Genomic DNA, 24,958 nt, shown 5'->3' with positions numbered 1-24,958 from the left:
ACGCATATATCTGGATCTCCAGGTGAACGGCAGGCGTACGCTGTACAGCTGGACCTGCCGCTCCTGCCGCTCCCCTGCGACGTCGCGGCGTTGTCACGAATCGGGGAGTAGAAGTGCTGGAGAGTGTGGGCGCGCTGACCGGCAGCCCATGGATCTACGTGGTGGTCGCCCTCTCGGTGCTTCTGGACGTCTTCCTTCCCGTACTGCCCAGCGGGGTCCTCGTGATAACCGCCGCCACGGCCGCCGCCGCGGGCACCAGCACCGTGGCCGCCGACGCCGCGGGCGCCGCCCGTCACGTCACCGAGGTCCCCTCGCTCCTGGCCCTGATCCTCTGCGCGGCCAGCGCCTCAGTGCTGGGCGACCTCGCCGCGTACCGGCTCGCCTGGCGCGGTGGCGCCCGTCTGGACGCCGCCATCGCCCGCTCCCGCCGTCTCACCTCCGCGCAGGAACGCCTCGGCGCCGCGCTCAACCGGGGCGGCGGCGTCCTCGTCGTCATCGCGCGCTTCGCCCCGGCCGGCCGCTCGGTCGTCTCCCTGGGCGCGGGCGCCTCGCACCGCAAGGCGAAGGAATTCCTGCCGTGGTCCGCGGTGGCGGGCGTCGCCTGGGCCGGCTACAGCGTGGGGCTCGGCTACTTCGGCGCGCAGTGGCTCGGCGCGAGCTGGCTGGGCACCGCGATCTCGGTCCTCGCGCTGTTCGTCGCGGGCGCCTTCGCCGCGCTGCTCATGCGGCGCCCCGCGGCGGCGGCCGCCGCGGCCGCTGCCGCCCCGGGCTCGGTCCCTACGGCGTCCTGACACCTCCCCGCACTTCCAGACCGTCCAGCAGTGCGGCGGTCGACGCGGCGATCTCGTCGACGGCACGGTCGAAGACTTCCCTGTTGTGCGCGGCCGGGGCGCGGAAGCCGGAGACCTTGCGCACGAACTGCAGGGCGGCGGCGCGGATGTCCTCCTCCGTGGCCTCTTCGGGGAGGGACGGCGGGCGAAGGGTCTTGATACTGCGGCACATACATCAAGTGTGGACCGCCCCACTGACAACGTCCCGGGCACACGTGACAACGTCCCGTCACCCGGTGGGCCCGTCTTCGGGCCGGCCGGTCAGGGAGCGGGCACGGGGCCGCCGGGCCGGAACCGCTCCACCCCCACGATGTGCCGCACCTTGACCGGGCGCACGATCACCGCGATCCGCCGCTCCCCCGGCATGGTCCACTCGAACCGCTCGCTGCCCAGGTACTTCTGGGCGAGCCGGTCCATCCGGTCGTGCGCCTCCTGGCCCTCCACGAAGCGGACGACCTCACCGCTGATCTGCACCCGGTCGAAGGGGTTCGCGTGATCCGCGTGCGAGAGGTAGACCCGGGGGTCGCGGCGCAGGTTCTCCTCCTTCACCCGGCCCGCCGAGGTGTTGAACGTCAGCTCCCCGTCCCCCTCCAGGTCCACCCACATCGGGCTGACCTGCGGCGCTCCGTCGGCGAACACGGTGCCGACGTACCAGATGTTGGCGGCTCGCAGCCGGGCGCGGACGGCGTCTTCCAAGATCAATGTCATCGGTTGAGGCTACCAACCGCGCCCGGCGACTGTCAGATCACCGGCTTCGAGCGGTCCGTGCACAGGGCCCAGATCACGAAGGTGTCGATGGCGAGGGAGACCACGGCCCAGATCGGCTGGTAGGGCAGCCACATGAAGTTGGCGATCATGTTGAGCGCCGCGAGTCCCACACCGATCCCGCGCGCCCAGCCGAAGCCCCGGAGGATGCCCCAGCCGATCAGGAAGAGGAGGATACCGAGAGCCAGGTGAATCCATCCCCAGCTCGTCACGTTGAACTTGAAGACGTAGTTGTTGACCCGCGTGTAGACGTCGTCGGTCGCGATTCCGGCTATGCCCTTGATCGCCTCCAGCACACCGTCGACGATGAGCAGGACTCCGGCGAACATGGTCCCGCCGGCCGCCCAGGGGCTGCCGCCCCCCGGCTCTGTGGCATGCGAACGGGACGTACCCGGTGTGGGCGCTGACTGTGCCATGGGAACTCCTCGGCCGGTGGAACTACACGTCAGACCGACCCTGGTCGGCACCTGAGGAGGCGGCCACGCGGGCGCAGCCGAACGGGTGAACGGCCGGACCGCCTGCCGGGCGCATCGGGGCACCCCCGCCTCGCAGCGACGGGCTGCCCCCGGGCCGCGTCAGGAACTACGCTCGCAGGCATGATCGAGACGGAGCGACTCATCCTGCGCCCCCTTGCGACGTCGGACGCCGACGCCTTCGTCGAGCTGCACGCCGATCCCGAGGTCAACCGGTTCGTCGGGGCCTACTCCCGTGAGCAGGCGCTGGAACGGCTCGCCGGGATCGAGCGGCAGTGGGCCGAGCGGGGGCACGGCCTGTGCGCGGTGCAGCTCCGGTCCAGCGGCGAGTTCATCGGCCGGAGCGGTCTGCAGTACTGGCAGCAGTTCGACGAAGTCGAGCTGGGCTGGACCTTCCGGGCGGAACACTGGGGCCACGGATACGCGACCGAGGCGGCTCTGGCGTGCCTGGACTGGGGCTTCGCCACCCTGGACGCCGACTACTTCACCGCCCTCATCCGACCGGGCAACACGCCATCGGTGAAGGTGGCCGAGCGCCTCGGCTTCGCGCCTCGCCGGCAGGATGAGCTGAACGGCAACCCCGTCACGGTCTACGCGCTGGACCGCCCCGCCGGCAGCCGCTGACACCTGCGCCGCCCAGGCGCTCTCAGTCTTCGGAGACAGCACTTTCGGCGAGGGCGCGTTCGTAGGCCAGGGTGAGCTCGGCCAGTACGCCGTCGGTGCGCTGCGGGCGGCCTTCCAGGTGCGTGGCGCGGAGCTCGTCCATGAACCTCTCCCCCATTTCGGGGCCGCCACGAGCGAGGAGCTGGGCACGGATCGACAGCTCGGGCACGGTCGGGAGCCAGCGGGAGCCCCAGTCGCCCAGTTGTGTCATGAGCGGAACGAGCTGGATCGAGGCCTCTGTGAGCCGGTACTCGATCTTCTGCCGGTGGCTCGGATCGTCGTGCCGGGTGAGCAGACCGGCCCCCACGAGCTTCGACAGCCGGGCGGACAGGACGTTCGACGCGATGCCCTCGACCGACTGGGCGAGGAGCTCCCGGAAGTGCCGGTGTCCGCCGAACATGACATCCCGCAGCACGACCAGGCTCCACCGGTCGCCCAGCAGCTCGACGGTCAGGTTGATCGGGCAGCCCGATTTCCCCGGCGGCACGGGCAGCAGGCCCGTCTCTACTGGTTGCGGCATGCCCACAGCGTAGTACTGTGCAACCGGTTGCTCATCACATCCGGTTGCAGTTTGCCGTCAGTCGGCGGACGCACCGCCTGTTGCCTGTCGGCGCCCGGCCTCTCGACGCCCGGCTCGTCGACACCCGGAGGAGAACTCATGCCAGAACAGCTGTTGAGGATGCACTGCATCACCGTGTCGCGGGACGGATTCGGCGCCGGTGAGGGGCAGAGCCTGGAGCGGCCCTTCGGCCATGCCGACCCCGCCACCCTGATGTCCTGGGTGGGCCCCACCGCGAGCTGGGTGAACCGCACGGAGCCCGGCGGCACGCGCGGACTGGACGACTACTTCGCCCGCGAACAGACCCGCAACGTGGGCGCGGAGATCATGGGCCGCAATAAGTTCGGCCCCCAGCGCGGCCCGTGGGAGGACCACGAGTGGAAGGGCTGGTGGGGCGACACCCCGCCCTTCCACACACCGGTCTTCGTGCTCACCCATTACGAGCGCCCCTCCTTCACCCTGGCCGACACCACCTTCCACTTCCTCGACGCGACACCGCAGGAGGCGCTGGCCCGCGCGAAGGAGGCCGCCGACGGCCGGGACGTACGCCTCGGCGGCGGGGTCGCCACCATCCGCGAATTCCTTGAGGCCGACCTCGTCGACACGATGCACATCGCCGTGGCGCCCGTCGACCTGGGGCGTGGCGAACGGCTCTGGGAGAGCCACACCGAGCTGCTCGACCGGTACCACCTCGATACGGTGCCGAGCCCCAGCGGAGTCACCCACTTGCTGTTCTGGCGGCGCTGACCACGGTGGCCCGGGAACCGCCGGGCACACTCGCCCGGCGGTCCGCCACAATTCGTTTCCGCCGGAGCGGACCGGCGGCCAGCCTTCCAACACTGGTCGCCCCGCCCGCCAGGCGTTGCCCCCTGCCCGAACGGGGTTCACGCGCGGTTGATCCGGTACACATCGCGGACGCATGCGTTGGCCAGGGTCGCGGCGAGGATGACTGCCGCGCACACCAGCAGAATGTGCTGACTGGTCCAGTACTTCGAGGCAACCGCCACCAGCAGGTACGCGAGCGGGACGGCGGCGCGTTCACCCACGGCGTTGAACGCGCCGAGGCGCCCCAACTCCTGGTCCGGCACCTGCTGTTGCATGACCGTGGACCAGGCGACGATCGCGACGTCCAGCCCGATTCCGGCGACGACGGCGGCCAGGAGCACGCAGACGAGGGGAAGTTCCGCCCCCAGAGCGGCCAGGGGCAGCATGATGCCCGCGCTGGTCACCACGCAGACCAGCATCAGCCGTCGCGGCTTCCAGGCCAGGCAGAGGAACGTACCCGCGAGGAGCCCGGCGGCGAAGGCGCCCTGCACCAGCCCCCATGACCGGGCGCCCGCGTAGCTGTCGGCCGCCACCAGTGGCCCGAGGAGCTGGAATCCGGCCAGCCAGGCCGCCACGACCGCGGTTCCGGCCACGGTGTAGCTCCACAGCCAGCTCCGCGAGCGGAACCCGGCCCAGCCGGCCCGCAGATCGCTCACCACGCCGTCCCCGGAAGGGACCGCGCCCGCGATCCGGAGCCCGAGCAGGAGAAGGGCCGCGACGGCGAACGTGCTCGCGTCCCACCCGAGCGCCCAGGCGGGGCCCGCCAGCGCCACGACGAATCCACCGATGACCGGACCGACGATCCTGACCACGTTCCCGGGCACCCGGACCAGCGCGTTGGCCTGCTGGAGCTGCTCCTTCGCCACGAGCCGGGTCGCGATTCCCTGGGCGGCGGGCGCGATGAACGCGGCCGACGCCCCGGAGAGGCAGGCGCAGACGCTGATCGCGAGCGTCGTCGCCGTACCGGTCGCCACCAGCACGCAGACCGCCGCCTGCGCCAGTCCGGCCCCGAGGTTCCCGAGGAAGAGGATGCGGCTGCGGGACATCCGGTCCGCGAGCACGCCCCCCAGGAGGAGCAGGACCAGGGTCGGCACGGTGTTCGCGGTGAGCACGATCCCGAGCGACTGTGCCCCGCCCCCATGACCGATCACGGCGAACGCGAGCGCCACCGGCGCCATGGCCGACCCCGTCGCGGAGACGAGATGGGCCAGCAGGAAGCGGCGGAAGGCCGGTATCCGCAGGGGCGACGCGGCATCCGGCCCGTACTGCTGACCGGCGGCGGTGAGGCGCGCGGCATGCCGCCCTTCGCCGTCCACTTCCAGCCCGTCGCCCAACTCCTGGTCCAGCCCTTCGGCCCCCGCGAACAGGCGGCCAGGCTACCCGCGTCCGCCCTGTCCTAATCCGGTGTCACGGCATAGCCGGGGACGGACGGCCACCGCACCGTCAACACCACCGACTCCTCCTCCGCGAACCAGGAGTGGTCCACACCCCGGCCCCAGACGACGTAGTCACCCTGCTGCTCCAGGACCACGTCGCGTCCCGGAAGCTGGACGTGGAAGCGACCGCTGATGAGCACCAGCAGGGCGGTCCGCTCCTCACCCCGCACCCACTGCGCCCGCTCGTCACCGCGCGGGTGGACGCCCCACTTGATCTCCAGGGCCTCGCTGTGACGAGGATCCCCGGCGTCCTTGAAGTGCCCGAGCAGCCACCCCCGGTCCAGTGCCGCGTCCTCGCCCGCGTTGCCCACGTACACGCTGTCGTTCATGATCCCGACGCTAACAGCCGCCCGTTCCGCGAGCTGTTCCCGGCTGCCACGTCCTGGCGGAGCCGGTGGGCGCCCTGCTCTCCGCGGCAGCCCCCAGGAACTCGACGGCCGGCCACGCTAGGCGCTCGACCGGGCAGACCCGGCCGAGCGCCGCGCGATCAGTCGCCGGACTTCACGGGCTCCAGCTTGATGCTGAAGTGCCGGAGGATCGGGGACTGGCCCGTAACCCGGTAGCCACGGACCGATTCGGGGTTCTTCGCGATATCCCCGAGGGTGGCGGCAACGTGGTCGTAGTGGCTGCGGGTGTAGACCCGTCGGGGGAGAGCCAGCCGTACGAGTTCGTAGGGCGCCGTCTTGACGGGGTTGCCGTGCTCGTCCTCTTCACCGAGGTACAGCGACCCCAGCTCCGCCGAGCGGATGCCTCCGCGCAGGTAGAGCTCGCAGACGAGTGCGGTGCCGGGGTACTGGTGCGGGGGGATGTGGGGCAGGAGGCGCCCGGCGTTGACGTAGAGGGCGTGCAGACCGGCGGGTTCCACGATGTCGACGCCGGCCTCGCGGATGCGTGCGGCGAGATGGGCGGCTATGTCGGCACGCTCGGCGAGGTAGGCCGGCTCGGTCACTTCGAGGAGGCCGCGGGCCATCATGTCGAGGTCACGTCCGGACAGACCGCCGTAGGTGGTGAACCCTTCGGTGGCGATGAGCAGACCCCCGCACCGCTCGGCGAGTTCGGCGTCCTTCAGGCCGATGAAGCCGCCGATGTGGACGATCCCATCCTTCTTCGCGCTCATGACGCAGCCGTCGGCGAGGCGGAAGGCCTCCTCGGCGACCTGGCGCGGGGTGCGGTCGGCGTAGCCGGGTTCGCGCTGGGTCACCAGCCAGGCGTTCTCCGCGAACCGGGCCGCGTCGAGGATCATCGGCACGTTGTGGCGGCGGCACAGTTCTGCGGTGCGGTGCAGATTCTCCATGCTGACCGGCTGGCCCCCGCCACCGTTGTTGGTGATGGTCATCAGCACGGCCCCAACGGGCGTCCGGTCCGCGTTCTCCAGGGCCTGTTCGAGGGCGATCAGGTCGATGTTGCCCTTGAACGGGAAGTCGCTGTCGAGGTCCTTCGCCTCGGCGCAGGGCAGGTCGTACGCCGTACAGCCAGTCAGTTCGACGTTGGCGCGGGTGGTGTCGAAGTGCGTGTTGGACAGCACACTCGTGCCGGGCCGCAGCAGCGAGGAGAAGAGGATGCGCTCGGCCGCGCGGCCCTGGTGTGCCGGCAGGATGTGGGGGTAGCCGGTGAGTTCGGAGACGACCTCGTGCCACCGGTAGAAGGAGCGGCTGCCGGCGTAGGACTCGTCGCCCTGCATTCCCGCGGCGAGCTGGTCCGCGGAGATGGCACCGGTCCCGGAGTCGCTCAGCAGGTCGATGGTGACCTCGTCGGCCCGCAGCTCGAAGGGGTTGTAGGCGACCCGCTTCAGCGCGGCCTCGCGCTCCTCCCGGGTGGTGAAGGCAAGAGGTTCTACGACCTTGATGCGGTAGGGCTCCATGTGACTTCCTTCTGTGCGGTGTGCGGGCTGACGTGGCCGACGGCCTGGTGCCCGAGGTCCAGGACGCTCCGGGTGTGTCGCGCGGGCATCCAGGTGCTCCGCGGGTACTGCTCCTGCGGCGGCCGGACGTGGTAGGCCTCGGAACTCAGGTAGACGGTGAGCCGGGGCGGCCGGCCGCGCTCGTACACCAGGGCCAGGTAGGCGATCAGCCCCACGCCGTCGGCGAGGGTTCGCTCTGTGAGCGCTCCCAGACTTCGGTTCAGGACGGTGGGGTCCATGCCGGCCCGGGTCAGCAGGGCTGTGGCGCGGGCGAGGGCCTCTTCGTCATCGCGCACGTAGTCGCGCACGGGAATGTGGAGCGTGAAGCCGCTCGGGTTGCTGTCGCCTTCGGTGAAGGAGTGACAGGTGAGCGCCGGCCGCCGCACCAGCCGCAGGGTGTCGTCTCCGCCCCGCTCGGACGGCGCGAGGGAGCCCGCGGCCGCGTGGAAGAAGTAGCGGATGTCGGCCGCCGTGGCTCCGGAGGTACGGCTGAGCGCGCAGGCGTCATCCGCTGACATGCTCGGGTCTCTCACGTAGACCTTGACACGGGGGGACGTCCAGGCGCCCAGGTCCAGAGCGAGGAACGGATATCCGGCCGCCGGGGGCAGTTGCTCGAAGGCCTGGCCGTAGCCGAGCCGCCGCAGTGCCTCGCGCACGGTGCGGGCCGCGTTCTCCGGGCCGGAGGCGGAGGGGTTCAGGTAGACCTTGACCCCTGGGACCCCGCCGGCGCGCAGATCGAGCGCGTACCACAGGGCCAGCGGGCCCTGGGCCCCGTCGGGGAAGAACAGGTCGGCGAGGGCGTCGAGTTGGTCGGTGGCGAAGCCCCAGCGGGCGCCCATCGCGCGGATGACCGCAAGCCCGGCGCGGCCGCTCTCGGCCATGTCGCTGTGGGCCCACCCGGGCTCCACGAGCACGCGCAGGGACGGGGCGGCGTCCGGAGCGCTGGCGAGGGAGAACTCGACGGGGCTGTGGTCATCGGAGAGGAAGGTGGGCCAGGCCGGCGGCAGGGACAGCGGCCGGTGGGCGGCGCCCGCGAGGGAGTCGACCAGGACCTGCCCGTACAGCTCGGTGTCCGCCTCGCTCAGGCCCACCCCGGCGCCCAGCCGCCGCAGTTGACCGAGTACGTGCTCGCCGAGCGTCGTCTCACCGGGGCTGGTCGCCGGTATGCCGGGGCCCGGCCGGGAGGTCATCGGGTGCCTCGCACGTCGTGGCGCGTAACGCGTCCGGACGGTGCGGAAGTACGGGGGCGTGCTCCGCCGGCAAGGGAGGAGACGAGGACCGGTCCGCTGCCGGGATCAGCGGGTATTCGGTCCTGCGGCTGGTCGGGGTCGCCGCCCCCGTACGGGTTCCGTCTACTGGGGATGGTGCGCTGTGGGCCCGGTCGGGCGCTCGCGGGTGGGGGCGCGGAGATGCTTGCGCGGTCCATTGCCTCTCCTTCATCTTGTGTCACTCCAGACACTCCGCGCCGTCCTACCCAGGCAGTTGATCTTTCATGCAGGCCACATCAACTGCCTGTGTCACATGCATCACAGGGGGTGTGGGCTACTGGCCCGCCAGCAGCCACTTCTTGAAGCTGCTCCAGCGCCCCGCCTTGCCGGTGGGCTGCGGCGCCGCGGGTGCGGCCGCGACAGGGGGTGCCGGGTATTGGGGCACGGCCGTCGGCTCCGGTGCGGCCGCGGCGCGCGGGGTGACCGCGCTGAACCGGACGGGCAGGGAGGCCAGGGCCCGGTTGAAGGGGCCGGGCCGCCAGGCGAGGCTGTCCGCGGGGACGGCGAGTTCAACGTCGGGCAGGGCGTTGAACAGCGTCTCCAGGCCCGTCAGGGCGATCAGCCTGGCCGGCTCCTTCGAGGGGCAGGCGTGCGGGCCCGCGCTCCAGGCGAGGTGACCGCGGGTGTCGGCCCCGCGGTCCGCAAGCGCCGTGTTGGCGGCGCCGAAGGACACCAGCACCAGGTCACCGGCGCGCACCTTGTCGCCGGCCACGTCCGTGTCGACCACCGGGTAGTGGGGCGCGTAGTTGGACATCGGCGCATTGCGCCACAGAGTGTCGTCCACCGCCTTGTCGAACTGCCCCAGGCGCGCGAACTCCTCGTTGGTCAGCATCGTGTAGAAGGCGTTGCCGATCAGGTTGCCCTCCGGCTCGCCGCCCGCGCCGAGGAGCAGCACCAGCGTGTGCGCCAGTTCCTCGTCGTTCAGCTGGGCCGGATGCTGCATCAGGTAGGAGGTGATGTCCTCCCCGGGCTGGGCGCGCTTGAGCGTCACCAGCTCGCTGACCGCTCCGAGCAGGACCTGGCTGGCCGCCTCGGCGTTGACTCCGTCGAACATGCCGGAGATGCCGAACAGCACCCGGTCACCGATCTCCGCCGGGCAGCCGAACAGGTCGTTGAACACGTACAGCGGGAGCTGCTGGGCGTAGTCGCGAAGCAGGTCGGCGCTGCCGCGGGCGCTGAACTGGTTGATCAGGAACTGGGCTGCCTGGCTGACGATCCGGTTCAGCCGCTTGTTGCTGACGCGGGCGAAGGAGTCGGTGATGGCCTGCCGCAGCCGCACGTGCTCGGCGCCGTCGGTGAACATCGCGTTCGGCCGGTAGGCCAGCAGCGGCAGGACCGGGCTGTCGGGGCGGATGCGGCCCTCAGCCAGTGCACGCCAGCGGCGTGAGTCCTTGCGAAAGGTCGTCGAATCCTGCAGCAGTTCCAGCGCCGCGTTGTAATCGGTCACCAGCGTCGCCTCCACGCCGGGGGCGATGGTGACCGGAGCGGTGGGGCCGAGCTCGCGCATGTAGCGGTAGTACGCGTGCGGATTGGCGGCGAACTCCGCGCTGTCCAGGGGTATTCGCTGCCCGCTGCCGTGTGCGGGGCAGCCGGGCGGAGGTACAGAGGGGGTTGTCATGCGTGCTCCAGGTCGGCGCGCTCGTGCAGATAGCGGACCAAGGTGATCAGGGCGTCGACGGACGACTTCTCGTCGCGTGCGTCCATGGTGACGACGGGGGTGTCGGGCAGCAGGTCGAGTGCCTCCCGGACTGCCTCCGGGGTGTGGACCGTACTGCCGTCGAAGTGATTGATGGCCACGGCGAAATCGAGGCCGTAGCTCTCGACCAGATCCATGACGTCGAAGGAGTCGGCCAGGCGCTCGGGGTCCACCAGGACCAGGGCGCCCAGCGCTCCGCGGGCCGTGTCGTCCCACAGACTCACGAAGCGCTGCTGTCCGGGGGAGCCGAACAGATACAGAACGATGCGCTCGCTCAGCGTCAGCCGGCCAAAGTCCAGGGCGACGGTGGTGGTGGTCTTTCCCTGGACCCCTTTGAGGTCGTCGACGCGCTCCGAGAGCGTCGTCATCCGCTCCTCTGTGGACAACGGCGTGATCTCGGAAAGCGATCCGATCAGGGTGGTCTTGCCGACGGCGAAATGCCCGACGACCAGGATTTTCACCGCAGTCTGCTGTGCGCCGCTGGGCACATAGGCATCCTCAGACAGTGAGAGCCTTGAGGCCATCGAGCACCTCCTTAAGCAAGGCCTTGTTGGTGGGACGGGCCGAGGGCACCGGCGCCCGGGTCACGAGATAGCCCCCTTCGGCGAGGGAACTGAGCAGCACCTTGACCACCCCGAGCGGCAGCTGGGAGTGCGCGGCGATCTCGGCGACCGAGAGGTAGCCACTGGAGCACATCTCCAGGATCTGCTGCTCCTCGGGCGAGAGCCGCTGGGGGCGCTGCTGCTCGTCGGTGGCCGTCGTAACGAGGGTGATGAGGGCGAACTCGTCCTCATCGGGCAGGTCACGGCCACGGGTGATGACGTAGGGCCGGACCAGTTCTCCGGCCTCGGACACGAACTCGGGCTCGGAACGGCCGGGTTCGGTCATGAGGTGACCGTGTCGCCGCGAAGGCCGGTCGACATCGCCTTGCCCAGCCGGCTGACCAACTGCTGCATCCGGTACGTGATGTCCTGCATGTCGACCTCGGCCGACGCCGCCACGGCAAGGTAGCTGCCGCCGCCCGCAGCGTTCAGGAAGACCCAGCCCCCGTCGAACTCGATGAGGGTCTGGCGCCAGTTCGCTCCGCGCTCACCGCAGAAGAAGCTGACGGCCCGGCTGAGCGACTGCAGGCCGGAGACGGCGGCGGCCACCTTGTCGGCATCACCCCTGTCGATCTCCGCGGTACGGGACATCTGGAGGCCGTCGGCAGAAATCAGGACCGCGTGGAGAGCATGCGGAATCTGCAGCGCGTCCTCAAGCATCCAGGACAGGTCGTCGCTCACGGGGCATCGAATCCTTCGTGTGAATCGGCAGAGGGATCACCTTCGGCGGCCGGTACCCCCGCACCTCGGCCGCTGAGGGTGCCCCGTTGAAACGCGCCCATGGCCGCCACCCGTGCCTCTGCTGACCGGGCCGGCGGCGCTTCATCAGACCTGCGGCCGCCGTCCGGCACGAGCGCCATGCCGCGCTTGTTACGTCGCCGGGGCAGCCCGCCCTCTGCCGCCGCGGGAGCCGAACCGCGGCTCGCGGCGGCGGCATTGACCTCTTGCGTGGAAGCGGGTGTCTGGGGCTCGGGCATCTCGGTCAACAACTCCTTCGGCACCATCACCACCGCGCGGACGCCGCCGTAGGGAGAGGTGCTGTCGATGGCGACCGTGAACCCGAACCGCGCACACAGGGCACCGATCACCGCGAAACCGAACGCGGGAGGGTTGCCGAGCTCGGAAACGCTCACCGCGGACCCGCTGGACAGCAGAGCGGTGGCGTTCGTCCGTTCTTCCTCGCTCATGCCGACACCGGCGTCGTCGATCACGATGCAGATGCCCCTGGGCACCGTCCGCACCTCGACCTCGACCATGGTGGACGGCTCGGAATAGCTGGTCGCGTTGTCGAGCAGCTCGGCCACCGTCAGCGCGATCGGTTCGACGGCACGGCTGGTCACCGCGAAATCGACCCGTGAGGCGATTTCGATGCGCTGGTAGTGCCGGATGCGGCCCTGCGCCCCGCGGATCACGTCATAGACCGATGCGGCCACCCGCTGCCGGCCGAGCCACCCACCGCACAGCACAGCGATGGACTGCGCACGCCGGTTGAACTGCGAGTTCATGTGGTCGATGTCCAGCATGTCCCGCAACACGGCCGAGTCGCCGTACTTCTTCTGCAGCCCGGAGATGGCCCGCTGCTGCTCCGCGGCGAGACCTTGAAGGGTCCGCATGGCCGACTTCAGTACGGTGTTTGTGGCCTCCTCCGCCTCTTCCTTGGCCTGACGGACCACCTCGTCGTAGCCGCTGCGCAGCTCGATGACGTTGGACTCAAAGCCGGCGGCCCTGCCCTGTGATGCGGTCAGATCGCCTTGAAGGCCCTGCTTCTGACGACGTAGCGCCTTGATCGTTTTTCGCTGGCGAGTGATTACCGTGGCGGCGACAGCGACGCCGACGGCAAGCGCCCAGACTGTCGGATCCTGCCAAAAATTCGTCATGTGACTCTCTATTGAGGGGCTGGAGTCCAGCTCTCGAAATCTGTCCAAGCGGACCCTCGGCTGTGGGCAGACGTCACCGCCCGGAGAGCCCCCCTGGCTGTAGCCATGCCACGGCGAAAGCTCACGTGGCATGTGCACGCGAGCGTATCACCAGACGATCATGAGGATCTGTCAAGTCCGCCACGTCGTCGCCCCGTTAGTAAAAAAACACATGTTCATGTCAGTGAGGAAGGTGTGCCTGCGAGGTGAAGGCCCACAGTGGCGGAGCGCGCACCACTCCGCCCAGCCCTGTGGCACCTGGGTTCTTGCGGCGTGGCGACCACCGAGCAGGTCCACCAGCGTCTGCTGAGGTTCCGGCATCCGCCCGAACGGCGGCCGTCGAGGCAGCCGGAGAGATCTGCGGAGGCGCCTGGGCCGCCGAACGCACCGGCGACGCCCTGGACGGCTGACCCCAGGGCTTGCGGCCGACCTGTTCTTCGAAGTTAGTGAAACGTTAGGGGAACGTGAGCGAGAAATGAAACGGTGGCACTCCCCCAGTGGGGGAAGACAGCCCCTTTCGATTATGGCACGGGCGCACTTTCGGGCGCGTCCGCAATCCAGGAAATGGAGTAGTCATGAAGAAGATCAAGGCGCTTGTACGGAAGTTCAAGAAGGACGAGGACCTCGCCAACCACGCGTGGGTCCTGCACGTCATCTAGTACAACTCCGTTGGCGGGGGGAGCAGCCGCACCGCTTCCCCCGCCGACGCCTGAGCACTTCTCCGGCCCGTTCATGGCCCGGGATTCCCGCCCGCCGCGAGGAATCCATTTGATTGCCATTTTCATGGAGGTGTGATTCTCGTGGAAGAAACGGCAGCGGCATCGGATCGCAGCCATTCCATCGTGTACGCCCCACGAATTCAGGACCTGCTGGACAGAGAAGAGAAAGTCTTCCGGATCGACGCGACCACGGTCGGCGTCTCCCACCGCGACCTGATCAGCGAAGTCGTCGCGGCGCGTCCCGTCCTGTCGACGGAGCGCTCGGTCTACAAGCCGGCGGCCGGAGCCGAGATCCCCCACGACAGTGCGACCCGGACGATCCGTGCTCTGGGGCAGGACGTCATGGCGGTCATCCGCACCCCACCGCCTCCGGCACGCGGGCTGAACGGCCCCTGGCCCTACGCCGCCACCTCCTATCTGCGCCAGTGGCTCTTCGCCTCCGACCCGCTGCCGGTCTCCCTGCTGTCGAAACGCGGCATCACACGCTCCCCCGCGCTCTCCCGGATCGTCGACCGCGCCGTCACCGTATGGCCGGATCCCGGCGCTGACGGGCACGGCCGTACCGCGCTGGCCGAGCAGATCCGCAGCGCCTCCGACGCCCAGGAGCGCGGGCAGGCCATCGCCATGTACCGTCGCGCGACCGCCACCCTCTGCGACGGGGTGGCCGCGCTGACCGGCAACGCGCTGTGGCTCATGGGGCCGGCCGGACGGGAACAGCTCACGGGCCCGGCCGGACGGGAACAGCTCACGGGGCCGGCCGGGCGCGAACAGGGTGCGGCCCGCGCGGAACTCACCGCGGTCCTGTGGGAGACGCTGCGGCTGCTGCCGCCCGCGTGGATGCTGTACCGGACGGGCGGGGACGCGTACACCGGCCTGCACCCCGAGATCCGCCGCGAGGACAACGTCGCACTGTTCCCGCTCCTGATGCATCGTCACCCGGACTACTGGTCGGAGCCGATGAGTTTCCGGCCCGAGCGGTGGGCCGGGGTGCCGGATCCCGAGAAGACGCCCGCGTACATGCCGTTCGGGTTCGACGGCGCCCGCTGCTGGGCCAAGCACCTGGTCGTACCCCTGGCCGAACGTCTGCTGACCGTCGCTCTCGACAACCGGCTCACCATTCGCGCCCCGAAGCACCCGAAGCAGGAGACGAACGTCCCGCTGCGCTCCCTGCTCTCGGTGCGGTTCAACGCGGAATCCGGAGCGTGACGTCACCGCACCCTGCCCCCCGACCGCGCTGACACCACGGGAACGCCATGGAATCGCCCACGCTGGCCGACTGGGTCGGTGACGTCGAGAGTTTCAGCAGCCACCAGTGGCAGCACAAGCCCGCGGTCTTCACGCCGGAGACACTCGCCTCGCCGTTCGACCTCGACGAGTTGGACGCCGCATTCGACTCCGGGCTGCTGCGGACGCCCTATCTGGAAATGGTCCGCTCCAACAAGGTCACCGTCCCGGCCGAGGCGTACACCACGTCACGCGTGGTCAACGGCACGACGCAGCACGGCTTCGCCGACCGCGCGAAGGTCGTCGGCCTCCTGCGCGCCGGGGCGACGCTGCTCCTGCGCCACGTCGACCAGTGGCACCGCCCCACTGCGGACCTGGTGGCCCGGCTCTCCGGCGAACTGGACCGGCGCGTGGAGGCGTTCTTCTTCGTCACCCCCGCCGACGGCCAGGGTCTCGCGATCCACCGCGACGACGCCGACGTGTTCGCCCTCCAGGTGGCCGGACGCAAGACCTGGCACGTGCACAGCGCGCCGACGACCTCGGACTGGTCGCTGGGCGAGCTCCCGGACGACGAGGACTCGCCCCAACTCCTGCGCCGCGTACTCGAACCCGGCCACGTGCTCTACATCCCGCGCGGCTTCGCCCACCGCGCGGTGGGCGAAGCCGGACTCTCGGCCCACCTGTCCCTGACGATCCGCGACATCTCCCTGCGGGACCTGGCAGCAGCCCTGCAACAGTGCCTGACCGAGGACCTGGACATCCCCGCGCGCCCCCTTGGGGAAGCCGCGATCGCGGACGCCGCCGCCACCCTGCTCGACCACGCCCGTACGAAGCTCGCCACGATCGCCCCGGACGACCTGCGCCACACCGCACGGGCGGCGCAGACGCAGACGCAGACGCAGGCACGGCAACCGGGCGGAGAGGCACCCCGGCCGGAGACGTTCACCGCAACGGCCCGGAACTGGGACTCCGGCACACCCGGCACCAAGCGCACCGGACTGGCCTCCGTCGTACGCACCTGGCACCGCCTGCGCGACGCGGGACGCAGCACGGCCTGACGCAAGGCGGCAACGTCCGGTCGATGCGTGCGGCCAGGTCGAAGTCCGCATCGGTCAGCCGGTTGACGGCATGACGTGGTTTGCGAGCCATTGGCTCACCTTGTCGAGGTATCCGGGAACAAGGGCAGCCGAGCTCTCTGCCTGCAGACGATGGTCACCGCCCGGGAGCACCTCCACAGTCAGGGTGGCGCGGTGAAGTCGGGCAGGGTGGCAGGCGGCTGTGGCGAAGATACGGATGCTGTCGGCAACCGGCACCGTTGTGTCCGCACCACCGAACAGCGCCAGATGCGGACAGCGCAGCTGGAGCAGGTCCGGAGTCGGGTCGTGGTCCTGTTTTCGCTTCAGGAACGACCAGAGGCGTTCGTCCACGTCGCCCCAGTAGTAGGCGAGTCCCGGCGGCGCTCCCGCGTTGTCTACGAGCTGTTGCGCCGTGGAGAAGTCGGCGTCGCGTCGGCCTGCTTCTGCCAGCTGGTCGTACAGGTCCAGGGTGCTGCGGACCTCAGGGTGCCCCTCACCATGCAGACCCTTCAGGTGGTTGCTGAGGGCGTGGCGTTCCTGCTCGGCAGGGCTTACCCCCGGGCAACTGCTGGTGACCACCCACGGCAGGTCACCCCGCGCCGCAGAAGCGCGCAGAGCAACCCAGCCACCCTCGCTATGCCCGAAAAGCCCCACCGCTTGAGGTCGGACCTCAGGCTGAGCACGGAGAAAGCTCAGCCCGGCGACTGCGTCAGCCGCCAGATCATCCATGGTCGCCGCGCGCCAATCACCGGATGACTGGCCAACACCACGTTTGTCATACGAGAGCACGGCAAATCCGGCCTCTACAAGGTGCTGCTGGATCGGCAGGAAGTACGTGCCGTTGTCCCTGTCGGTCGGCCCGGACCCCCCGACCAGCACCACGCCGGCAACGGCCGGTCCGGCCTCGACCGGCACTCGCAGTGAACCAGCCAGCTCCACCTGCCCGTTGACGAACGTGACGTCTTGCACTCTCACGCTTTTCATGAACTCAGTCTCATGGTTCTGGACGGACCTCGTTCGGTTGACCTGGAAGCTCGCCCATCCAGAACGGAACCTTCCGTGAGCTTCCCGCCAGTGCTCTACAAGATCGAGAGATCGAGAGATCGCCGAACGACCAAATGAACCGGGTTCCAGTTCCCCAACCCACCACTCACCCCAGTTCCCGCCCCCCGCCGGATTCGCGGGGGAACGGAGAAGGCCCAGGCTCTCGGCATACTGCCGGTGACCTGGGCCTTCTCCGTATGTCCTACTGGTGGGCGCGGGCAGTTTCGAACTGCCGACATCTGCTTTGTAAGTTCGACCGGGTGCCGCACCGGCCCCCCGCCTCCCGCTGCGGCGACGGCCGGACCGGGCCGCCCACGTACGCCCTTGTCCAGCGTCGTTGATGTCAGAGGTGGATGTCAGGGGCCTCTTGATCCGTAGCTCTAGCCGGATCGGCCAGTAGTGGTCATACCGACCGCTACGAGACCTTGGAAAGACGGTGGCAAGCGGGGGCGGTCACCGTGATTGCGGTACGAAGCTGCTGTACAGATCCGCGAAGCGCATGAATCAGCCTCTGCCATCTGCCAGACACCCACCGTAGACATCGGCCAGGATGGAGGAATGATGCATCGTAACCCGACCGCCGAGATAGGCAGCGTTGGTGTAACGCATACGCAACTTGCCATCCAGGCCGAACTTGGTTGGCTGTTCCGTGAGCAGCCAATCGAGGACTACGGAATTGACGCGCATGTTGAGGTTGTGGACTCAGCGCGGGTCAGCGGCCGGCTGCTCGCCCTGCAAATCAAAAGCGGCCTCAGCTGGTTCAGAGAGCAGAGCCCAGACGGGTGGTGGTTCAGGCCAGATGCCAAGCATGTTCAGTACTGGAATAATCACTCATTGCCAGTTGCGGTAATTCTTTACCACCCAGAAAGAAAGTGTTGCTACTGGCAGTTGGTCAGCCATGAGACGCTCACCAAAACCTCTCACGGTGGGTGGAAATTGCTAGTTCCCGAGACCCAAGTCCTCGACGAGCGGGCCAGGACCTCTTTGAGTCAAGCCGCCGAAGGCGATCCCTACACACTTCGAATCCGCGAACTCCAGCTTGCGCGACCATGGATGGAGAAACTTGCCGAGGGCGCGCGACTTGTAGTCGATATCGAGGAATGGGTTAATAAGTCCTCAGGTCGGGGTGCAATCTCCCTAGGTGTGGACCACGAAGACGGTAAGGATCCGGAGCAACTTGCCAGTTGGACTGTGCACCTAGGATTGTCAAGTTACGTCGACGTAGTCCCTAAATTGTTTGCATGGGCACATGTTGGCCTGCATGCAGAGACCTACGACTATGCAGATTACGACGACTATCCCTTCGATCGTCATGACTGGGGCGACCTGCACCCATACATGAATTCCGCTGGCGAGGTCGACTTTTATCGGTTCGAACTGACACTCAATGGGCTAGGTCGAGCCTTCCTCCTAGTAGACCAGTTCGCCGCCACAGGTCGGCGACAGCTAACTACGTAAGGGGTAGCGCCTCCGCGCCAGCCCCATCCCTCCGGCAGATGAATGGTCCCCGGCCAGGTGGACCGGTCGGGGGTCGTTCTCTTAGGGTTGTCCGCGGCTGGTTGCTGTGGTTGCGGTATTTCACTGCTGTACCGCTCGCAATGAACAGTGCCAGCAGGGCCCCAGCGTCCGCGTACGCAACCCAGAATCTCGGCCCAGGGCGGTGAGGCATGCACGATCACGACGGACGGGCTAACCCAGCAGGATCTCTTCTGGGCGTCGGTTCGTGATCGCGATCTCCCTCTGGGCGAGGATGTGACCGAGGCACGCTCCCAGGTCTCCTCCGTGATCGTCCCGGGCCATGCTCCTGAGTTCCCTGGCCAGTTCCAAGCCGTTGATCAAGACGATCGGGTACTGGTCCTCGACCATCTCTGTCTGCGCCGGCACGGAGTGGGCACCAGTCGTGACGTACACGCCGATCCAGCCGCGGCGAAGCCGAGCCACGACCCGGACGATCTGCTCCGCGGTGACGAGATTGTCGAGTTTGACGCATTTGGCCTGCCCGAGGACGACTAGGCTGGTGCCGGCCAGTCCGCTGCCGATGTCGAGTCGGCCTACGAAGTCGGGACCACCATCGCCCGATCGACGTGTCAGCCACCCTTCGACGTAGCTGTTTCCGGCGCCACGCAGCACCCGTGCTGCTACTGCTGAGGCCACTGCTTCGAAGTCGTGCTTACGCCCGTCGAAGTGCTTGTAGATCAGCTCCAGGTCCTTGGCCTCAACGGTCCCGGACTTGGCCCGCTGCTCCGGCACTTTGCGAACCGTGCTTCTCCAGCTTGTTGCACCGCTCTGAACAGCCAGGATCGGCATCCAGGGGTCTCACGCGGCTAGACACTCAGGCCTCATGCGATCCCTTACTCCTCGCCGGGCGGTTCGAGTAGGTCGCGGGCGAGCCGGGGGACGGGGTGGTGCCGGAAGTCGACTTCGTCTGACCCGGTGGGTGCTGCCTAGAAGACTGAGAAGAAGGGTTTCACACGAGGTGCCGCTTCATTCGGGTTGGCCGTACTGACTGCCGTCCTACTGCGAGTCAGATGGCGTCGGCCTGACCCTGATGCGGTTGCTCCAACTGTTGTTCCCGCTTACGCTGCTCCACCCGCAGCATCTCTACGTTCTCCGCGAACCTCTCCAGGTTTACCGCCGCGTCCGCATCCGAGTATGGCGTAATGCCCAGATCGAAGGCCGTGGCGTGCTGCTCTACCTGATCCGCAGTCTGCTGAAGGTTGTATGCCCGCTCACGGAATTTGAAATAGCCCGTCACCGCGGTTGCGAACGCCAGGAACGACCCCAGTACGATCAGGATCGTCTTACCCGGCTGCGGGGTCTCCCAGAAAGCCGTAGTCGCCGTGGTACCCACGGACGCGAAGAAGACCCCCCACTGGAACCAGTTATGAATACGCCGGTAGAACCGCGTATCCCGCCTCAGACGCTCTACCACCCGCGGTATGCGCTCCCGGTAGCTGTTCCTATGCTCCCGCGTGGGGCGCGCCTGAGAGGCGCCGAGGATCCATTGATCATGAATGATCTCCAGTTCCCTGCGGAGCAGAAACGCCGACCTGACACCATGTTTCTCATCTTTCACCCGCAGAAGGAAGCCGACCAGGAACACCACTACTAGGACCAGTATCACCGCGATGGTCACGATGTTGAACGTGCGTAGGTCCGGTACGTCTTCCGACCAGAGGTTTCCCCACCCGGCCTCTGCGAGAACTAGCGGCGCCACCGCAAGCGGTACCAGCCGGAGCCACCGCGACAGGAGAGCCCTACGTATACGGCGCTCCGCTGTCGCTACGTCCCGCCGGTAGGCGATAACGCCGTTCGCGTACTCGTGCTGTTGAGTGGGCTCCAGACTCCATCCATATTCTTGCTTTGGGTCATTGAGGGATTCAATTACCTCTTCAACGAGGCGACCCCAAGTGGAATCCGATTCTGCGGTGAAATCGTTCTCAAGTCGCACGTACGGCTTGTATCGGTCAGGTGACCCATATCTTTTGTGGAAGATGTAAGCGCCGCCACTGCCATATCTGAGCTGCCTGGCTATTTGAACATTTATGGTCCACTTGAGTTCTTCTCTATCGGCCTTCCAAGCGGCGGAGAGGATCGCGACTACGCCCTCCCAGGTCAATACGAAGTCCTCGGGGAGGAGGGTTAGCATATCGGCCTCGGATAGCCGCTGGTCTTCGTAAGCGAGGTGATGCAGGACATCCCCCACCCACGGTTCGTAACTGCCAGCGGTCTCGGGTTCATATTCGCGCGGCACGTCGGTAAGGCCAGACATCGTGGATGGCTTCCGGTCGAGGGTGGTGGTGTGCGTCAACGGCACGCTACCGCCGCCCTGTTCTCCACAAGCACATAACTCTCCTGCCGGGTAGTGGAGTTGCGCACCCCTGCCCCTGGAAGGTGCTTCGCGCTTGCGCGCTCGCTCAACCCACCACTCGCCCTGGCTCCCATCCCGTCCGCCTTCGACCCACACGTCGTGGAGCGGGCGTGGTTCAGGGCGTCAAGGTGGAGCGCGCCACTGTACGAACGACCTTGACGCCCTGGGCCGCGACTGCTCGGCTCTGCCTGGGTCGAAGGCGGACGGGATGGGAGCCCCACGACGCTCACCCCGCTCCGGCCGGCACTCGCGAACGGCGCCCCTCCCATCCCGGAGTCTGAGCGCCCCCGCCGGAGGCATCATCGTGAAGCCGCGGGCTTGGTTCTCGTCTCATGCCCCACGGGCCTATCCACTGCGGGCGCGCGTCGGCGGCGGCAGCGCCGAGCGGGCCGGAGGCAGGAGCGCGGGCGCAGCCAGAGCCGGGAAGCGCGCCCGGCGGAGCGGAGCGCAGCCGGGTGCCTTGATGAGGTAGAGAAACCTGTAACAGCTCTACGTTGTCAGGCGGGTGCCACGAAGCAGACGGCATCAAAGCGCTTGCCGGCGAAGTTGTGTGTGGTCTCGCCGAATCGCTGCCATCCGAGGCGCTCGTACAAGCGGATCGCTGCGGCGTCCTTCGTCAATACCTCAAGTACCAAGCGCAGCTCGTTCGCCCGGGCATAGACACTGCTGCGTCCATAAGGTACTGCCCTGAGGAGCCCTTGCGTGCGTCGCTGGCAACGAAGAGCCTTGCTAGTACACCGACTTGTGGGGTTTCGGCGCCGCTCTTCTCGCTCCAGAGACGTGCAACCTCGTCTTCTGGCTGCGGACTGTTGACCGCTACGTGCCCCACCACACGCCCATCCAGCTCGGCAATCCACGCGGCAAGAAGGCCACTGGGTGAAAGGTCTTCCACCCCTTCAACGAACTCGGCACCTGGACCACCCCCCGTCCCACCCACCGAGTGCACCGGGGCTACGTCCGCGGCCACCGCCACGGCGTCTACCGGGAAGGGCCCTACGTCGCCCCGTACGGCTCCGGCGGCGGCAAGGCCACCGTCCCCGAGATGTAGAGCGCGATGGGCATCACCTGGACTGACATCCGCGAGGAACTCACCGAGGCGATCCCCCGGCCTACACGCAGTGGATCGAGACGGCGTTTCTCACCTGCCGGCAAGAGGTGCTCGTATGACCGACACCGCCACCGCGGCGGGCCTGGACCCGGTAGCCCTGAGCGACTACTGAGGGTGGCCGGCTCCGCGGACTTCGACCGCTGGGAAGAGCAGATCCGCCGCACAGGAGGATGCGCCCAGCCCATCCACCTCACCGGCGCCACCAAGACCACCGACCGGGCCACCGGCACCCTGCTGCACCACTACACGACCGACACCGAGCCCGGCGGCCGGTTACGGATCGCCTGCGGCAACCGCCGCGCCTCCCGCTGCCCCGCCTGCGCCTGGACCTACGCCTGGACCTACGCCGGCGACACCTACCACCTCATCCGCGCCGGCCTCACCGGCGACCCGGACAAGGGCACTCCCCATACGGTTCGGGAGCACCCTCGGGTCTTCGCCACCCTCACCGCCCCCTCGTTCGGCCCCGTCCACAACCGGCCCGGGAACCGGCCCTGCCGCTGCGGCACCCACCACGCCGACACCGCACCGGAACTGGGGACCCCGCTCGACCCCGACAGATACGACTACGCGGGCGCGGTGCTGTGGAACAACCACGCCTCCGACCTCTGGCGCTACTTCACGATCTACCTCCGCCGCGAAATCGCGAAGCGTGCCGGCCTCACCCAGAAAGCAGCCCGCGAACAGTCCCGGCTGTCCTTTGGCAAGGTCGCGGAGTATCAGAAGCGGGGAGCGGTCCACTTCCACGCGGTGATCCGCTTCGACGGACCAGACGGGCCGGACTCACCGCCCCCGCCTTGGGCCACCCTCGGCCTTCTGGACGACGCGATCTCTGCGGCCGCTGCTCGGGTTGAGGTCACCGTGCCCGCGAATGAGGAAGCCGGGTTCCCCACGCCCTGGGTACTGCGCTGGGGCACACAGCTCGACGTCCAGCCCATCGGAGCGTTCGGCAACGGCGAAGACCTCACCGAACAGGCCGTGGCCTCCTACGTCGCCAAGTACGCCACGAAAGCGGCTGAGACGACCGGGACCGTGAACCACCGCGTCGGCAACAAGGAATCGCTGATCCTCCTCGGCGTCCCGGACCATCCCCGCCGGCTGATCGAAGCGTGCCTGGATCTCCACCACGCCTACCCCGATCGCAAGCTCCGCGACTGGGCGCACATGCTCGGCTTCCGAGGGCACTTCTCCACCAAATCCCGCGCGTACTCCACCACCCTCGGCGCCCTCCGCCAGGTCCGCGCCGACTACCGCGCCGCCCAGCAACGTACCGCCCTCGGCCTGCCCGATCCTGACGGCCGCCCCGAGGCGACGACGCTCACGCTCGCGCACTGGACCTACGCCGGCCACGGCCACACCCCCGGCGAATCCTGGCTCGCCGCCAACATCCACCGCGACATCCAACACAACCGCGACCACACCCGCGAACACCGCGCCGAGCTGCAAGACCGACTTGCTCTGGAAGGGGCCGACGCATGACCACCGCCACCGCCGAACTCCTCACCGTGCCCGAGGTTATGGCGCGGCTCAAGCTCGGACGCTCCACCCTCTACGACCTGGTCCGCTCCCGCCGCCTGACCTCCATCACCATCGGCCGGTCCCGGCGCATGCCCGCCGACGCCGTGCGGGACTTCATCGTCAACGAGATCGAGGAAGCCGCCTGATGCCTCCCCAGCGCAAGCGCAACCCCAACGGCGCCGGCACCATCACCAAGCGCAAGGACGGCCGCTATCAAGCTGCGGTCTACGTCCTCCAACCGGACGGCACCCGCGCCCGCAAGTTCGCCTACGGCAAGACCTGGACCGAATGCGACACCAAGCGCCGTGACCTGCTCGCCAAAGTGGACCAGGGCGTCCCCGTGCCCACGCGGTCGGCCAAGCTCTCTGAGTGGCTGCCGTGCTGGCTGGAGAACATCATCAAGCCGCGCCGCAAGCGGACGACCTACGCGAAGTACGAGACGCACATCCGCCTGTACCTCGTACCCATGCTCGGCTCGAAGCGCCTTGAATCGCTGAGCGTCGCTGACGTCCAGCGTTTCCTCGTCCGCCTGGAGCAGCAGACCACCGCCGCAACGGCCAAGGAGTCCCACCGCGTCCTGCGTACCGCGCTGACGGCAGCCTGCCGCGAGGAACTCGTCATGCGGAACGTGGCCATTCTCGTGGAGCCGCCCTCGGCCGTGGCTCGGGACCTGTCGCCCTGGTCGCTCGACGAAACGCTGACCTTCCTCACGGCCGCTCGAAAGGACCCGCTCTACGCAGCCTTCGTCCTCGCCATCGCGCTCGGCTTCCGGCGCGGGGAGATCGTCGGTCTGCGGTGGGAAAACGTGGATCTTGACAAGCGGGAGATCCGGGTCCGTACCCAGCGGCAGCGTGTCCGCGGTGAGGCGTACGAGGACGATCCCAAGGGGCGTCGCAGGAAGCAGACGTTGCCCCTGCCCGCCCTCTGCGTCGCTCCGCTCCGCTGGGAACGGCTGCGGCAGGCTGCTCTGCGGGAATCAGCCGGTGATCAGTGGGAGGAGACCGGCTACGTCCTCACCACACGCACCGGCCGGCCGATCGAGCCGCGCAACCTGTACCGCTCGTTCACCCGGGTCGCTGGCACCGCCGGGCTTCGCGTGATCCGGCTGCACGATGCCCGGCACGGCTGCGCAACCCTGCTCACCGCCGCCGGCGTCGCTCCCCGCGTCGTGATGGAGATCCTCGGCCACAGTCAGATCGCGGTCACGATGAACATCTACGCCCACGTCGTCCAGGACACCCAACGCGAGGCCGTGAGTCACCTCGACCGCATGCTGAAGCGGGAGCGTCCCGACCGTGGATGACCACGCCCGTTGATGTCAGAAGTAGATGTCAAAGGCCCCCAACCATGATCGGTTGAGGGCCTTTGCACTGGTGGGCGCGGGCAGTTTCGAACTGCCGACATCTGCTTTGTAAGAACGGATCTAATATCTCTCTGACCTGCAACGCACCGCAGATTGGAGATC

At 68.1% G+C, this 24,958-nt stretch carries 26 protein-coding genes and 2 pseudogenes; 11 read left to right on the top strand and 17 right to left on the bottom strand.

Annotation, left to right across the window (positions count from 1 at the left end; genetic code table 11):
• Positions 1 to 113 precede the first annotated feature (113 nt).
• On the top strand, positions 114 to 791 hold the full coding sequence (locus ACZ601_RS10150) for a DedA family protein (RefSeq protein ID WP_440576390.1): 678 nt from the start codon (positions 114 to 116) through the stop codon (positions 789 to 791).
• On the opposite strand, the gene ACZ601_RS10145 is transcribed toward ACZ601_RS10150, so the two are convergent.
• The 3 genes from ACZ601_RS10145 to ACZ601_RS10135 form a co-directional block, all read right to left on the bottom strand.
• Positions 778 to 1,002 (bottom strand): DUF2277 domain-containing protein, encoded by a 225-nt coding sequence (locus ACZ601_RS10145; RefSeq protein WP_440576391.1) that lies wholly within the window; start codon positions 1,000 to 1,002, stop codon positions 778 to 780. The two genes, ACZ601_RS10150 and ACZ601_RS10145, sit on opposite strands and share 14 nt — an antisense overlap.
• 89 nt (positions 1,003 to 1,091) lie before the next feature.
• On the bottom strand, positions 1,092 to 1,538 hold the full coding sequence (locus tag ACZ601_RS10140; RefSeq protein WP_440576392.1) for a TIGR03618 family F420-dependent PPOX class oxidoreductase: 447 nt from the start codon (positions 1,536 to 1,538) through the stop codon (positions 1,092 to 1,094).
• Positions 1,539 to 1,570: 32 nt separating this feature from the next.
• A complete protein-coding gene (locus ACZ601_RS10135) occupies positions 1,571 to 2,011 on the bottom strand; it encodes a DUF7144 family membrane protein (RefSeq protein WP_440576393.1) in 441 nt (146 codons plus the stop codon).
• A 180-nt stretch (positions 2,012 to 2,191) separates the two neighbouring features.
• On the opposite strand from ACZ601_RS10135, the gene ACZ601_RS10130 reads away from it, so the two are divergent.
• Positions 2,192 to 2,692 (top strand): GNAT family N-acetyltransferase, encoded by a 501-nt coding sequence (locus tag ACZ601_RS10130; protein ID WP_469535369.1) that lies wholly within the window; start codon positions 2,192 to 2,194, stop codon positions 2,690 to 2,692.
• A 22-nt stretch (positions 2,693 to 2,714) separates the two neighbouring features.
• Here the strand turns inward: ACZ601_RS10130 and ACZ601_RS10125 are convergent, their stop codons facing one another.
• Positions 2,715 to 3,251 (bottom strand): winged helix-turn-helix transcriptional regulator, encoded by a 537-nt coding sequence (locus ACZ601_RS10125; RefSeq protein ID WP_469535366.1) that lies wholly within the window; start codon positions 3,249 to 3,251, stop codon positions 2,715 to 2,717.
• 138 nt (positions 3,252 to 3,389) lie between these two features.
• Between ACZ601_RS10125 and ACZ601_RS10120 the strand changes: the two genes are divergently transcribed.
• The gene (locus ACZ601_RS10120; RefSeq protein WP_469535363.1) at positions 3,390 to 4,037 is read left to right on the top strand and encodes a dihydrofolate reductase family protein; all 648 of its coding nucleotides are present in this window, start codon (positions 3,390 to 3,392) and stop codon (positions 4,035 to 4,037) included.
• Positions 4,038 to 4,174: 137 nt separating this feature from the next.
• On the opposite strand, the gene ACZ601_RS10115 is transcribed toward ACZ601_RS10120, so the two are convergent.
• A complete protein-coding gene (locus ACZ601_RS10115; protein ID WP_469536443.1) occupies positions 4,175 to 5,356 on the bottom strand; it encodes an MFS transporter in 1,182 nt (393 codons plus the stop codon).
• Between ACZ601_RS10115 and ACZ601_RS10110 the strand changes: the two genes are divergently transcribed.
• On the top strand, positions 5,318 to 5,515 hold the full coding sequence (locus tag ACZ601_RS10110) for a hypothetical protein (RefSeq protein ID WP_469536517.1): 198 nt from the start codon (positions 5,318 to 5,320) through the stop codon (positions 5,513 to 5,515). The two genes, ACZ601_RS10115 and ACZ601_RS10110, sit on opposite strands and share 39 nt — an antisense overlap.
• Here ACZ601_RS10110 and ACZ601_RS10105 read toward each other — a convergent pair.
• The 8 genes from ACZ601_RS10105 to ACZ601_RS10070 form a co-directional block, all read right to left on the bottom strand.
• On the bottom strand, positions 5,512 to 5,880 hold the full coding sequence (locus ACZ601_RS10105; protein WP_371773360.1) for a cupin domain-containing protein: 369 nt from the start codon (positions 5,878 to 5,880) through the stop codon (positions 5,512 to 5,514). The two genes, ACZ601_RS10110 and ACZ601_RS10105, sit on opposite strands and share 4 nt — an antisense overlap.
• A gap of 158 nt (positions 5,881 to 6,038) precedes the next feature.
• The gene (locus ACZ601_RS10100) at positions 6,039 to 7,412 is read right to left on the bottom strand and encodes a tryptophanase (RefSeq protein WP_440576398.1); all 1,374 of its coding nucleotides are present in this window, start codon (positions 7,410 to 7,412) and stop codon (positions 6,039 to 6,041) included.
• Positions 7,385 to 8,641, bottom strand: a complete 1,257-nt coding sequence (locus ACZ601_RS10095) for a tryptophan dimethylallyltransferase family protein (RefSeq protein WP_469535356.1) — start codon at positions 8,639 to 8,641, stop codon at positions 7,385 to 7,387. Before ACZ601_RS10095 ends, ACZ601_RS10100 begins: the two co-directional genes overlap by 28 nt.
• A gap of 352 nt (positions 8,642 to 8,993) precedes the next feature.
• Positions 8,994 to 10,337, bottom strand: coding sequence for a cytochrome P450 (locus ACZ601_RS10090; protein ID WP_469535353.1), 1,344 nt, complete (start codon positions 10,335 to 10,337; stop codon positions 8,994 to 8,996).
• On the bottom strand, positions 10,334 to 10,939 hold the full coding sequence (locus ACZ601_RS10085; RefSeq protein ID WP_469535350.1) for a GTP-binding protein: 606 nt from the start codon (positions 10,937 to 10,939) through the stop codon (positions 10,334 to 10,336). Before ACZ601_RS10085 ends, ACZ601_RS10090 begins: the two co-directional genes overlap by 4 nt.
• Positions 10,914 to 11,303 carry a DUF742 domain-containing protein gene (locus tag ACZ601_RS10080; RefSeq protein WP_440576401.1) on the bottom strand — a complete coding sequence of 130 codons (390 nt, stop codon included), beginning with the start codon at positions 11,301 to 11,303 and terminating at the stop codon, positions 10,914 to 10,916. Before ACZ601_RS10080 ends, ACZ601_RS10085 begins: the two co-directional genes overlap by 26 nt.
• Positions 11,300 to 11,698, bottom strand: coding sequence for a roadblock/LC7 domain-containing protein (locus ACZ601_RS10075; RefSeq protein ID WP_363031229.1), 399 nt, complete (start codon positions 11,696 to 11,698; stop codon positions 11,300 to 11,302). Before ACZ601_RS10075 ends, ACZ601_RS10080 begins: the two co-directional genes overlap by 4 nt.
• Entirely contained in the window at positions 11,695 to 12,894 is a 1,200-nt protein-coding gene (locus ACZ601_RS10070) for an ATP-binding protein (RefSeq protein WP_469535346.1), read from the bottom strand. The genes ACZ601_RS10075 and ACZ601_RS10070 overlap by 4 nt, the downstream gene beginning before the upstream one ends.
• A gap of 839 nt (positions 12,895 to 13,733) precedes the next feature.
• Here ACZ601_RS10070 and ACZ601_RS10065 point away from each other — a divergent pair.
• Positions 13,734 to 14,858, top strand: coding sequence for a cytochrome P450 (locus ACZ601_RS10065; protein ID WP_469535344.1), 1,125 nt, complete (start codon positions 13,734 to 13,736; stop codon positions 14,856 to 14,858).
• A 47-nt stretch (positions 14,859 to 14,905) separates the two neighbouring features.
• On the top strand, positions 14,906 to 15,934 hold the full coding sequence (locus ACZ601_RS10060; RefSeq protein ID WP_469535342.1) for a JmjC domain-containing protein: 1,029 nt from the start codon (positions 14,906 to 14,908) through the stop codon (positions 15,932 to 15,934).
• A gap of 54 nt (positions 15,935 to 15,988) precedes the next feature.
• On the opposite strand, the gene ACZ601_RS10055 is transcribed toward ACZ601_RS10060, so the two are convergent.
• Entirely contained in the window at positions 15,989 to 16,936 is a 948-nt protein-coding gene (locus ACZ601_RS10055; protein WP_469535339.1) for an alpha/beta hydrolase family protein, read from the bottom strand.
• Between the two features lie 618 nt (positions 16,937 to 17,554).
• Here ACZ601_RS10055 and ACZ601_RS10050 point away from each other — a divergent pair.
• Entirely contained in the window at positions 17,555 to 18,454 is a 900-nt protein-coding gene (locus ACZ601_RS10050) for a DUF4365 domain-containing protein (RefSeq protein WP_469535336.1), read from the top strand.
• 231 nt (positions 18,455 to 18,685) lie between these two features.
• On the opposite strand, the gene ACZ601_RS10045 is transcribed toward ACZ601_RS10050, so the two are convergent.
• From ACZ601_RS10045 to ACZ601_RS10035, 3 genes are all read right to left on the bottom strand, one after another.
• Complete coding sequence (locus ACZ601_RS10045; protein WP_469535333.1) at positions 18,686 to 19,246, bottom strand: restriction endonuclease; 561 nt, start codon at positions 19,244 to 19,246, stop codon at positions 18,686 to 18,688.
• A gap of 274 nt (positions 19,247 to 19,520) precedes the next feature.
• Positions 19,521 to 20,807 carry an SLATT domain-containing protein gene (locus ACZ601_RS10040; RefSeq protein ID WP_469535330.1) on the bottom strand — a complete coding sequence of 429 codons (1,287 nt, stop codon included), beginning with the start codon at positions 20,805 to 20,807 and terminating at the stop codon, positions 19,521 to 19,523.
• 676 nt (positions 20,808 to 21,483) lie between these two features.
• On the bottom strand, positions 21,484 to 21,696 hold the full coding sequence (locus ACZ601_RS10035) for a hypothetical protein (protein ID WP_469536440.1): 213 nt from the start codon (positions 21,694 to 21,696) through the stop codon (positions 21,484 to 21,486).
• A gap of 72 nt (positions 21,697 to 21,768) precedes the next feature.
• On the opposite strand from ACZ601_RS10035, the pseudogene ACZ601_RS10030 reads away from it, so the two are divergent.
• From ACZ601_RS10030 to ACZ601_RS10015, 4 genes and pseudogenes are all read left to right on the top strand, one after another.
• Positions 21,769 to 22,034 (top strand): annotated as a pseudogene (locus tag ACZ601_RS10030) (DNA methylase); the annotation flags it as partial.
• Positions 22,031 to 23,454 (top strand): annotated as a pseudogene (gene repSA, locus ACZ601_RS10025) (replication initiator protein RepSA). The pseudogenes ACZ601_RS10030 and repSA, both read left to right, overlap by 4 nt.
• The gene (locus ACZ601_RS10020; protein WP_469535328.1) at positions 23,451 to 23,639 is read left to right on the top strand and encodes a helix-turn-helix domain-containing protein; all 189 of its coding nucleotides are present in this window, start codon (positions 23,451 to 23,453) and stop codon (positions 23,637 to 23,639) included. The pseudogene repSA and the gene ACZ601_RS10020 overlap by 4 nt, the downstream one beginning before the upstream one ends.
• The gene (locus ACZ601_RS10015; RefSeq protein ID WP_469535325.1) at positions 23,639 to 24,796 is read left to right on the top strand and encodes a tyrosine-type recombinase/integrase; all 1,158 of its coding nucleotides are present in this window, start codon (positions 23,639 to 23,641) and stop codon (positions 24,794 to 24,796) included. Before ACZ601_RS10020 ends, ACZ601_RS10015 begins: the two co-directional genes overlap by 1 nt.
• Positions 24,797 to 24,958 lie beyond the last annotated feature (162 nt).

The sequence above is a fragment of the Streptomyces sp. NPDC104307 genome (assembly GCF_055584045.1).
The sequence above is the reverse complement of the archived record's forward strand: the minus strand, read 5'-3'. Positions and strand labels throughout refer to the sequence as shown.